The sequence below is a fragment of the Streptomyces sp. HSW2009 genome, assembly GCF_040240285.1.
In the GTDB taxonomy this organism is placed as follows: Bacteria; Actinomycetota; Actinomycetes; order Streptomycetales; family Streptomycetaceae; genus Streptomyces.
Genome location: NZ_JBEHZD010000992.1, coordinates 1 through 1,404, shown reverse-complemented (window position 1 = coordinate 1,404; position 1,404 = coordinate 1). Strand labels below are relative to the sequence as shown.

General features: G+C 75.9%; 1 protein-coding gene. It reads left to right on the top strand.

Translation table 11 applies throughout. The features are described from left to right. Positions 1-156: 156 nt before the first annotated feature. Positions 157-1,182, top strand: coding sequence for a glutathione S-transferase family protein (locus AAHZ94_RS34105; RefSeq protein WP_349997561.1), 1,026 nt, complete (start codon positions 157-159; stop codon positions 1,180-1,182). Positions 1,183-1,404 lie beyond the last annotated feature (222 nt).

Genomic DNA, 1,404 nt, shown 5'->3' with positions numbered 1-1,404 from the left:
GCGGGCGCCCCCCCCCCCTCCGCGGGGGCCCACCGCGGGGGGGGGCGCCCGCGGGGGGGGGGGGGGGGGGGCCCCCCGCCGCCCCCCCCCCGCCCCGGCCCGGGCCCCGGTACGGGTCAGTGGCCCGATGACGGGCCGACCGACGAGGAGGGCGTGATGGGCCAAACCGAAACCGAGCCGGGCAACACCGCGTACGGCAGGAAGCCCTTCCGCCGTTCGGCGAGCCACTTCACCGACCGCATCACCGCCGACGGGACCGACGGCTGGCCCGTCGCGGCGGGCCGCTACCGGCTGGTCGCCAGCCGTGCCTGCCCGTGGGCCAGCAGGGCGGTGATCTCCCGCCGTCTGCTCGGCCTCGAAGAAGCCCTTCCGATGGCGATCGTCGACCCCATCCAGGACGACCGGAGCTGGCGCTTCACGCTGGACCCGGACGGGCGCGACCCGGTGCTCGGCATCCGCTACCTGAGCGAGGCGTACGACGCCCGCGAACGCGACTACCCGGGCGGCGTGAGCGTGCCCGCGGTCGTCGACGTGGCCAGCGGACGCCTGGTCACCAACGACTACCAGCAACTCACACTCGACCTGGCCACCGAGTGGCGCGCCCTGCACCGGCCCGGCGCCCCCGACCTCTACCCCGCCGACCAGCGGGACGCGATGGACGAACTGATGGCCACCATCGGGCGCGACCTCAACAACGGCGTCTACAAGGCCGGCTTCGCCACCGAGCAGGCGGAGTACGAACGCGCCTGTCTGGCCCTGTTCCGCTGCTGGGAACGGATCGCGCAACGGCTCACCGACCACCGCTATCTGATGGGGGACACCCTCACCGAGGCCGACATCCGCCTCTTCACCACCCTGGTCAGGTTCGACGTGGTCTACCACGGCCACTTCAAGTGCAACCGGTGGAAACTGGCCGAGGACCCCGTGCTGTGGGCCTACGCACGCGACCTGTTCCAAACCCCCGGGTTCGGCGACACGGTGGACTTCGACCACATCAAGCGCCACTACTACCAGGTCCACACCGGCATCAACCCCACCCGCATCGTCGCCGTCGGCCCCGACCTCGCCGACTGGTTGACCCCGCACCACCGGGAGCGCCTCGGCGGCCGGCCGTTCGGCGACGGCACCCCGCCGGGGCCGGTGCCGGCGGGGGAGGAGGTCGGCGTCGCGGGCCGGCCGTGAACCGACGGCGCGCCCGCGCCACCGCGTACGCCGGACGTACTACCCCTGCCGCAGCCGTGCGCGGGTGGCGCTCCGGAGGCGACGCACGGGGAATCGGTCAAGTTCCACCGCGGCCCCCGGCCGCGGGGGGGGGCGCGGCGCCCCGCCCCCGCCCCGGCGCCCCCCCCGGGGGGGGGCGGCGCCCCCCGCGGGGGGGGGGGGGGGGGGCGCGCCGCCCCACCC